This window comes from Massilia sp. YIM B02443, assembly GCF_030411955.1.
Classification (GTDB): domain Bacteria; phylum Pseudomonadota; class Gammaproteobacteria; order Burkholderiales; family Burkholderiaceae_D; genus Telluria.
The window spans coordinates 178613-187686 of the sequence record NZ_JASNRA010000011.1 but is presented as its reverse complement, the minus strand read 5'-3'; the positions used below and the strand labels follow the sequence as shown (position 1 = coordinate 187686).

At 64.7% G+C, this 9074-nt stretch carries 7 protein-coding genes; 5 read left to right on the top strand and 2 right to left on the bottom strand.

Annotation, left to right across the window (positions count from 1 at the left end; genetic code table 11):
* Positions 1 to 257: 257 nt before the first annotated feature.
* From QPK27_RS13565 to QPK27_RS13550, 4 genes are all read left to right on the top strand, one after another.
* Complete coding sequence (locus QPK27_RS13565; RefSeq protein WP_290418774.1) at positions 258 to 1334, top strand: acyltransferase family protein; 1077 nt, start codon at positions 258 to 260, stop codon at positions 1332 to 1334.
* Between the two features lie 103 nt (positions 1335 to 1437).
* Complete coding sequence (pip, locus tag QPK27_RS13560; protein WP_290418773.1) at positions 1438 to 2394, top strand: prolyl aminopeptidase; 957 nt, start codon at positions 1438 to 1440, stop codon at positions 2392 to 2394.
* Positions 2395 to 2464: 70 nt separating this feature from the next.
* Positions 2465 to 2914, top strand: a complete 450-nt coding sequence (locus tag QPK27_RS13555; RefSeq protein WP_290418772.1) for a DUF2721 domain-containing protein — start codon at positions 2465 to 2467, stop codon at positions 2912 to 2914.
* 37 nt (positions 2915 to 2951) lie between these two features.
* The gene (locus QPK27_RS13550) at positions 2952 to 3407 is read left to right on the top strand and encodes a hypothetical protein (protein WP_290418771.1); all 456 of its coding nucleotides are present in this window, start codon (positions 2952 to 2954) and stop codon (positions 3405 to 3407) included.
* Between the two features lie 56 nt (positions 3408 to 3463).
* Here the strand turns inward: QPK27_RS13550 and QPK27_RS13545 are convergent, their stop codons facing one another.
* Both QPK27_RS13545 and QPK27_RS13540 read right to left on the bottom strand, forming a co-directional pair.
* Positions 3464 to 4585 (bottom strand): beta-ketoacyl-ACP synthase III, encoded by a 1122-nt coding sequence (locus QPK27_RS13545; protein ID WP_290418770.1) that lies wholly within the window; start codon positions 4583 to 4585, stop codon positions 3464 to 3466.
* A gap of 210 nt (positions 4586 to 4795) precedes the next feature.
* The gene (locus tag QPK27_RS13540; RefSeq protein ID WP_290418769.1) at positions 4796 to 6331 is read right to left on the bottom strand and encodes a S41 family peptidase; all 1536 of its coding nucleotides are present in this window, start codon (positions 6329 to 6331) and stop codon (positions 4796 to 4798) included.
* 603 nt (positions 6332 to 6934) lie between these two features.
* Here QPK27_RS13540 and QPK27_RS13535 point away from each other — a divergent pair.
* On the top strand, positions 6935 to 9025 hold the full coding sequence (locus QPK27_RS13535) for a M13 family metallopeptidase (RefSeq protein WP_290418768.1): 2091 nt from the start codon (positions 6935 to 6937) through the stop codon (positions 9023 to 9025).
* Positions 9026 to 9074 lie beyond the last annotated feature (49 nt).

Genomic DNA, 9074 nt, shown 5'->3' with positions numbered 1-9074 from the left:
GCATATGTTCGAATGAGTTCCTCGCTAACTGTTAGAACCCTCATCCGACATAGCTCCAAGCCACCAGGAATCAGGTACCTGAATCAGGTACCTGGGAAGCAGAACTGCAACGCAATCGTTTCAAAAAGCATAATTTGTTAATTTATTGCATCGTGAAACGTGCACCCTGTGACATGTGCTAGAGTCAATAAATATCATTTTTTTAATGCTCTCAGGCATCACCTAGAGCGAGGCTTTATGAAATCCGGGTACGTATCATGGAATTGAACAGGGAAGTCAGCCAGCGCATGAACATGCTGCGCTTCCTGATGATCGTCGGCGTCGTGGTGCTGCACACGCCGCCGTTCCTGGCGCTGGGCGAGCAGCCTGTCACCTTCTTCGAGCATTTCAAGGCCTTCTTCCAGGGCGCGGTGTTCCGCACCACGGTCCCGATCCTGACCTTCATCTCGGCCTACCTGATCTTCACGGCGGGCCTGGATCGCAGCCCGCTCAAGCTGTACAAGAAGAAGTTCTACAGCCTGGTGGTGCCGTTCATCTTCTTCAACCTGGGCCTGCTGGCCTTCACCTGGATCTGCCAGCGCTACCTCAACATCCACATCTTCCGCGAACTGCTGAATGCGGACTTCATGGAATGGATGGACGCCGCCTTCGGCCTGCGCGATTCGCCGGTCAACTACCCGCTGCACTTCCTGCGCAACCTGGTGGTGCTGGTGCTGGTCGCGCCGCTGCTGGGCATGCTGCTGCGCAGTGCGCCCTTCGTCGGCCTGGCTGTCGTGTTCTGCATCGGCCACTTCAATCTCGAAGGTCCGATCCTGCTGCGCAACAATATGCTGATCACCTTCTACCTAGGCGGCATGGCCGCGCTGCTGCCGGTGAACATGCTGGCATTCGACAAATACCGGGTGCCGGCGCTGATCCTGTTCTGCATCGCCTGCATCGCGGTGGTGGAGTTGCGCGTCAAGAATCTCGACTACCTGGTCTATGTCTCGCCATTCCTGGTGTGGCCGGCCGCCTCGCTGCTCTCGAATACCCGCGCCGGCATCTGGATGACGCGCATGAGCTCGTACAGCTTCTTCATCTTCCTGGCCCACGCGCCGGTGCTGGCCGGGGCCTGGTTCGTCTACAAGCGCTACCAGGCGCTGGTGCCGGCGCCGCTGTTCTGGTTCGCGACCCCGCTGCTGACCGTGGCCTTGCTGGTGGTGCTGTGGAAGTTGTTCGACGCCACCCTCGGTCCGGCGTTCGCCTTCGCCACCGGCTGCTACAAGAAAAAGAAGCTGGCGCGTCCGGCCGGGCAGCCGGCGCTCGACATCGTCGCCGCTCCCAACCTGAAGTGATGCCGGCCGCGCGCCGGCACTGACGGGCAGCCTGGCGGCGCGCTTCTGGAATCGTGCGTCGGTACGCTACAATCGGCACCTTGATTCGTTGAAAAGAGCCGCCATGCCCGTCACGCCGCCGTCCCTGTTTCCTCCGATCCAGCCCCTGCGCCACGGCATGCTCGCGGTCGACGAGCTGCACACGATCTACTGGGAAGAGGTCGGCAATCCGGACGGCATTCCCGTCATCTTCCTGCACGGCGGCCCGGGCGCCGGCCTGTCGCCGCAGCACCGGCGTTTCTTCGATCCGCATACCTACCGCGTGATCCTGTTCGACCAGCGCGGCGCCGGCAAGTCGACGCCGCTGGGCGAATGGCGCAACAACACCACGCAACTGCTGATCGAGGACATCGAACGCCTGCGCGAGCAATTCGGCATCGACAAATGGCTGGTGTTCGGCGGCTCCTGGGGCTCGACCCTGGCGCTGGCCTACGGCGAAGCGCATCCCGAGCGCTGCCTGGGCTTCGTGCTGCGCGGGATCTTCCTGTGCACGCGCGCCGAAGTCGACTGGTTCATCAACGGCGCCCAATGGTTCCACCCCGAGCTGTACGCCGAATTCGTGGCCCCGATTCCCGAAGAAGAACGGTCTGACCTGCTCGGCGCCTACGCCCGGCGCCTGCTGTGCCACGATCCGGAAGTGTATTGGCCGGCGGCGCGCGCCTGGAGCCGCTTCGAGGGACGGCGCGTCTTTCTGCTGCCGCAGCCCGAGGAAGTCGCCTCCGACACGCTCGACCTGGGCGTGGGCCGGCTCGAGTCGCACTACATGCTCAACGGCGCCTTCATCGAGGACGACCAGCTGGTGCGCGACCTCAAGCGCATCGCGCACCTGCCGGCGATCATCGTGCAGGGCCGCTACGACGTGATCTGCCCGCCGCTGTCGGCCTGGCGCCTGCACGCGGCCTGGCCGGGCTCGAAGCTGTCGATGATCCCCGACGCCGGCCACGGCGCGCTGGAAGCCGGCATCGCGCGCGCGCTGGTGGCGGCCACCGAACAGTTCAAGCGGCTCGGCCGCTTCGAATGATCACCGTCCCCCGGGGCGCTCACTGCTACACTAGGCCCCAGGCACATCACAACAATTCGAACGTGTTTTCATGAATATCCAGATCAGCGACATCGGCCACGTCATCCAGCTGGCGATCGCCCCCGTCTTCCTGCTCACCGGCGTGGCCACCAAGCTGACCGTGCTGACCAACCGCCTGGCGCGCATCATCGACCGCACCCGGGTGCTGGAAGACCGCCTGAAGGTCAGCGCCAACGCCGAATACTCGGAAGAACTCGAGCTGTTGTACCGGCGCTCGCACCTGGTCAACTTCGCGATCGCTTCCAGCACCGCCTGCGGCCTGCTGGTGTGCGTGGTGATCGCCATGCTGTTCGCCGGCGACACCACCGGCATCGTGCTCGACCAGTACATCGCGGCCTGCTTCGTGCTGGCGATGCTGGGCCTGACCAGCAGCTTCGTGTATTTCCTGCGCGAGATTTTCCTCTCGGCGCGCTTCATGCGCATGCAGCACCAGAACTCGCTCCAGCAACAGCCGCGCTGACGCGGCCGTTGCCAACGGCATCACCAGAAAGATCGTCATGCAAGACTACCAACGCCCACCGACCCTGCACCGCTACGCACTGCGCACTGAACTCGAGCACTCGCTGAAGAGCGGCCAGTTCCGCCTGGAGCCGAACGGCGGCTTCCTCAACCTGTCGTTTTCCACCGTCTGGGACAAGCGCCTGTTCGACATCATCACGCCGAGCGACGCCTGCCTGGTGATCCACAATACCGAGGAATTCGGCGAGCGCCTGCACCGCGCGGTGCAGCGCCTGCTGCCCAACTGGGCCGGCATCGACGGCGCCATCGCCTATGGCGGCCGCTCGCCGCTGGGCGCCGCCTTCACCCGCAGCCCGGGCCAGGCGCGCGAAAAGGAATGGCAGTTCGCGTGGCGCTCGATGTCGCCGGGCGCCAGCCTGAATCCGGTGGTGGTCAGCATCGGCAGCATCGAAAGCTTCGCCGAACTGCGCGACCGCGAAAGCCACCTGGCTTGATTGATCGGGCGCGCGCAATCCCGGGCTGACGCCGGGTGCGCGCGTCCGCGGAAGATTTACTTCTTGCGCACCACCACGCAGCCGATCGAGTAGCCGGCGCCGAACGAGCAGATCACGCCGTTGCTGCCGGCCGGCAGGTCATCCTGGTACTTGTGGAAGGCAATGATGGAACCGGCCGACGAGGTGTTGGCATAGCTGTCGAGGATCACCGGCGCCTCGCCCGGTTCGGCGTCGCGTCCCAGCAGGGTGCGCACGATCAGCAGGTTCATGTTCAGGTTGGCCTGGTGCAGCCAGTAGCGAGATACGTCGGCGGTGGTGAGGCCGGACGCCGCGATCGTGTTGGCGATGGTCTCGGCCGCCATCGGGCAGACTTCCTTGAACACCTTGCGCCCCTGCTGGCGGAACAGTTTATCGGGCTGGCCGACGCCGGCTTCGTCGAAGCGGTTCATGAAGCCGAAGTTGTTGCGGATGTTGTTCGAGAAGCTGGTCTTGAGCTGGCTGTCCAGGATTTCCCACTGGTGCGCGCCAGTGGCGGTGTCGGCCGCTTCGATGATGATCGCGGTGCAGGCGTCGCCGAAGATGAAGTGGCTGTCGCGGTCGCGGAAGTTCAGGTGGCCGCTGGTGATTTCCGGGTTCAGCACCAGCACCGCGCGCGCACGGCCGCCGCGCACCGCGTCGACCGCGGTGGCGATGCCGAAGGTGGCCGAGGAGCAGGCCACGTTCATGTCGAAGCCGAAGCCGTCAATGCCGAGCGCTTCCTGCACCTCGACCGCCATCGCCGGATAGGCGCGCTGCATATTGCTGCAGGCGACCAGCACCATGTCGATATCAGGCGCCCCCTTGCCGGCGCGCTCCATCGCCTCGCGCGCCGCCGCCACGCACATCTCGGCCTGCAGCGACACCTGGTCGTCGGGACGTTCGGCGATGCGCGCGGTCATGTGGGCCGGATCCAGGATGCCGCTCTTTTCCATCACGTAGCGCGACTTGATGCCGGACGCCTTTTCGATGAAGGCGCTGCTCGACGGCTCCAGCGCGGTCATCTCGCCGGCGGCGATCGCGGCCGCGTTTTCCTGGTTGTGCAGTTCGACGTAGGCGTTGAAGGCCACCACCAGTTCATCGTTCGAGATGGAGTGCGGCGGCGTAAACAGGCCGGTGCCGCTGATCACGACAGGTTTCATGTTCTTGAAACTTTCAAAGGAAATAACGGGACTTGCCCGCAAGATGCGCCGATTCTACACGCTCGGACCCAGCCTGGGAATTGGCGGCTTGGCTACTCGGAGGCTGCCGGCGAACGCATGCGAGCTGGCTCAATGGGCGGCACTGCGGGGGCACTGCGCGGACCCGCTGTGGGCAAACTGCGGGCAAACTGTGGCCAACTGCGGCGGCGGTCAGCGCGCGTGGCGTGCCAGCGTGGCGCCGCCAGCGCGCGGCGACAGCGCCACCTGCTGCCCTTTCAGGTGGCGCAGCGCCTGCGCCAGCTGGAAGTCGTCGCTGCCGCCGTAGTCGAGCGGCTTGCGCAGGCGCGACGCCGCGGGCGACGCCGCCAGCAGCCGCATCTGCTCTTCGATCTCGTCCTCGCGGGTGGCGATTTCCTGCGCCTTCTCGTTCGACAGGTGGTGCTGCAGGTCGGCTTCGCGCATGCGCAGCGCGTTCAGGCCGTCGCCGTCGGCGGTTTCGTCGACCGGGAAGTCGGGCACGATGCCGCGCGCCTGGATCGAGCGTCCGGCCGGGGTGTAGTAGCGCGCCGTGGTCAGCTTGACGGCGGCGTCGCGGCCGATCGGGCGGATGGTCTGCACCGAGCCCTTGCCGAAGGTCTGGCTGCCCAGGATCGCGGCGCGCTTNGCCGTGGTCAGCTTGACGGCGGCGTCGCGGCCGATCGGGCGGATGGTCTGCACCGAGCCCTTGCCGAAGGTCTGGCTGCCCAGGATCGCGGCGCGCTTGTAGTCCTGCAGCGCGCCGGCCACGATCTCGGAAGCCGAGGCCGAGCCGGTATTGACCAGCACCACCATCGGCAGCGTCTTGAACGCCGGCGGCAGCGCCGCCAGCGGATCGGCGCCGCTGCGCAGCATGTAGAACTCGGGGCGGCCATAAAAGCGCTGGCGCTGTTCTTCCAGCTGGCCGTTGGTCGAGACGATCTCGGCATTCTTGGGCAGGAAGGCGGCGGCGACCCCGATCGCGCCCTGCAGCAGGCCGCCAGGGTCGTTGCGCAGGTCGAGCACCAGGCCTTTCATGTCCGGATCCTCGCGGTACAGGGCCTGCAGCCTGGCCGCCATGTCGTCCACGGTCGGTTCCTGGAACTGCGAAATGCGCAGCCAGCCGTAGCCCGGCTCCACCATCCTGGCCTTGACGCTTTTCTGGACGATCTCGCGCCGCTCGACGGTGAGGCGCAGCGGCGCGGGCGCGTCCTTGCGCGCGATGGTGAGGGTGACGCGGGTGCCCGGCTCGCCGCGCATGCGCTTGATCGCGTCGTCCAGCGGCACGCCCTGCACCGCGAAGTCGTCGATGCGCGTGATCAGGTCGCCCGCCTTGATGCCGGCCTGCTCGGCCGGCGAATCTTCCATCGGCGCCACGATCTCGATATAGCCTTCTTCGCTTTCGACGATCTCGATGCCGAGGCCGACGAAGCGGCCTTCGGTGCCCTCGCGCAGTTCGCGGTAGGCACGCGGGTCGAGGTAGGCCGAGTGCGGGTCGAGCGATTCGACCATGCCGGCGATCGCCTGCGAGAGTAGATGTTTATCTTCGATCGGCTCGACGTAGTCGGACTTGATCACGCCATAGGCGTCGGCCAGCTGGCGCAGCTCGGCCATGGGCATGCTGGCCTCGACCGGCGGCTTGAGGGCAAGCGCCGAGAACTGCATGGTGAGGCCGACCCCGGCGATCGCGCCCAGGCCGATGAGGCAGGAATTCTTGAATGTGGAGCCCATGGAGGATCAGTATAAACCCGATTGCGCGGCGCTGCGGAGCAGGGCCCCGGCACCGACTGGCGCGCCGGCGCACAGGCGCCCGCCCACAATGCTTCGGGAAACAGAATCAGGACACGGGAAAGTTGCGAGAAGCAGGGAAGTTGCGAGAAGTAAAGACGTGTTGCACTTCACATGCCGTTAGTAAGCAATTGTAAGAATGCAAGCGAGCTGGGGGGAGGCAGCCTATAGTCGGAACCAGTTTTTCTCTCTCTCCACTTCTTGAAGTGGTCTTCGCCCGCGGCCCCCACCGCGGGTTTTTTTTGGTCCGTCCTATCCGGCGCATGGCGCGTTGGCGATCAGGCTGCCTCTGCAAACGATTGTACTCGCCTGTCGTCGGATCAGCCCGCGTTTGCTTGTCATTTTGTTGTCATCGTCCAACACATGCATATGCCAAATGGCATACAGACGATGTATCGAAAAGTAAAAAACGCCCCCAGCCCAGCGTCGACTGTTTCTCACCCGCTAGAATGCTTTTCTGCCGGATGCCGTGCGTGCGTCGGGCGAGGCTGATTTTTATCCGCAAAAAACATCATTGCAAACCACATTGCAAGTAAGGATTTTCCCGTGAAGCGACACCTCCTGAGCACCCTGACCCTGTCCATGATGGCAGCCTTCGCCGCGCCAGCCATGGCCGTTGACGCCACCCCGGCGGCAGCCGCTGCCGCCACGGCCGGCGCCAAGGCGGCCGCCAAGGCGGAACCCATCTCCGGCATCGACACCCAATTCATCGACACCAGCGTGCGTCCGCAGGACGACTTCTTCACTTACCTGAACGGCAAGTGGCTGAAGGAGACCGAGATCCCGAGCGACAAGGCCAGCTGGGGCACCTTCATGAAGCTGCGCGACGACACCACGCCGCAGCTGCGCGCCATCATCGAGGGCGCGCAGAAGAGCCGCATCGGCGCCGGCACCGAGATGCGCAAGATCGGCGACCTGTACACCAGCTACATGGACGAAGCGCGCCGCGAGACGCTGGGCGTCAAGCCGCTGAGCGCCGAGCTCTCGAAAATCCGTTCGCTGAAGAACAAGGCGGGCCTGCCGCAACTGGCGGCGCACCTGTCGAAGATCGGCGTCGCCACCCCGTACGGCATCTACGTCGGCCAGGACGCGCGCGAATCGACCCGCCACGTCACCTACATCAGCCAGAGCGGCCTGGGCATGCCCGACCGCGACTACTACCTGAAGATGGACGACAAGCGCCTGGCTGAGACCCGCGCCGCCTACGAACAGCACGTCGCCAGGACCCTGGCGCTGGCCGGCGAGAAGAACGCCGCCGCCCAGGCCAAGGCCATCGTCGACTTCGAGACCGAGCTGGCCAAGGTGCAGTGGACCAAGGTCGAGAACCGCGACCCGGTCAAGCGCTACAACAAGATGACGGTTGCCGAGCTGACCAGGCTGGCGCCAGGCTACGACTGGAATGCGGCGCTGGCCGCGGCCGGCGTCGGCAACAAGCTGGACACCATCATCGTCTCGCAGCCGAGCTACTTCACCGGGCTGAACGCCGTGCTGGCCAGGACCGAGCTGGCGACCCTGAAGTCGTACTTCGAATGGCAGCTGCTGCGCGAATATTCGCCGTACCTGTCGAAGGCCTTCGTCGACCAGAACTTCGCCTTCTACGGCACCGCGCTGACCGGCGTCACCGAACAGCAGCCGACCTGGAAGAAGGGCGTGGCCACGGTCGAAGGCGCGCTGGGCGAGCCGCTGGGCAAGCTGTACGTGGCCGAGCACTTCCCGGCCGAGCGCAAAGCCCGCATGGAAGAACTGGTGAAAAACCTGATCGTGGCCTATGGCCAATCGATCGACAACCTCGAGTGGATGAGCCCGGAGACCAAGAAGGAAGCCCGCGCCAAGCTGGCCAAGTTCACGCCGAAGATCGGCTATCCGGACAAGTGGCGCGATTACTCGAAGCTCGACATCAAGGCCGATGACCTGGTCGGCAACGTGATGCGTTCCTCGACCTTCGAGTACAACCGCAATATCAACAAGCTGGGCAAACCGATCGACCACACCGAGTGGGGCATGACGCCGCAGACCGTGAACGCCTACTACCGCAGCTCGATGAACGAGATCGTGTTCCCGGCCGCGATCCTGCAGCCGCCGTTCTTCGACATGCGCGCCGACGACGCCGTGAACTACGGCGCGATCGGCGCCGTGATCGGCCACGAAATCGGCCACGGCTTCGACGACAAGGGCAGCCAGTCGGACGGCGACGGCAACCTGCGCGACTGGTGGACCGCCGAAGACCGCGCCGCCTTCAAGCAGCGCACCGACAAGCTGGTCAAGCAGTTCAACGGCTTCAGCCCGCTGCCTGGCTACCACGTCAACGGCGAACTGACGCTGGGCGAAAACATCGGCGACAACGCCGGCCTGTCGATCGGCTACAAGGCGTATAAGCTGTCGCTGAAGGGCCAGCCGGCCCCGGTGATCGACGGCCTGACCGGCGACCAGCGCTTCTTCATGGGCTTCGCCCAGGTGTGGCGTTCGAAGATGCGCGAAGCGCAGCAGATCAACCAGGTCAAGACCGACCCGCACTCGCCGGGCCAGTTCCGCGCCAACGGCACCCTGGCCAACATGCCGGAATTCTATGAAGCCTTCGGCGTGAAGCCGGGCGACAAGATGTACCTGGCGCCGGAAGATCGCGTGATCGTCTGGTAACACAGCAGGTTTGAAAACGGGCCGGCGCAGGATACGCCGGCCCGTTTTT

Excerpts from the sequence above, each read along its gene's own strand:
- QPK27_RS13565 (WP_290418774.1), top strand. The coding sequence starts at position 258 with ATGGAATTGAACAGGGAAGTCAGCCAGCGCATGAACATGCTGCGCTTC.
- pip (WP_290418773.1), top strand. The coding sequence starts at position 1,438 with ATGCCCGTCACGCCGCCGTCCCTGTTTCCTCCGATCCAGCCCCTGCGC.
- QPK27_RS13555 (WP_290418772.1), top strand. The coding sequence starts at position 2,465 with ATGAATATCCAGATCAGCGACATCGGCCACGTCATCCAGCTGGCGATC.
- QPK27_RS13550 (WP_290418771.1), top strand. The coding sequence starts at position 2,952 with ATGCAAGACTACCAACGCCCACCGACCCTGCACCGCTACGCACTGCGC.
- QPK27_RS13545 (WP_290418770.1), bottom strand. The coding sequence starts at position 4,585 with ATGAAACCTGTCGTGATCAGCGGCACCGGCCTGTTTACGCCGCCGCAC.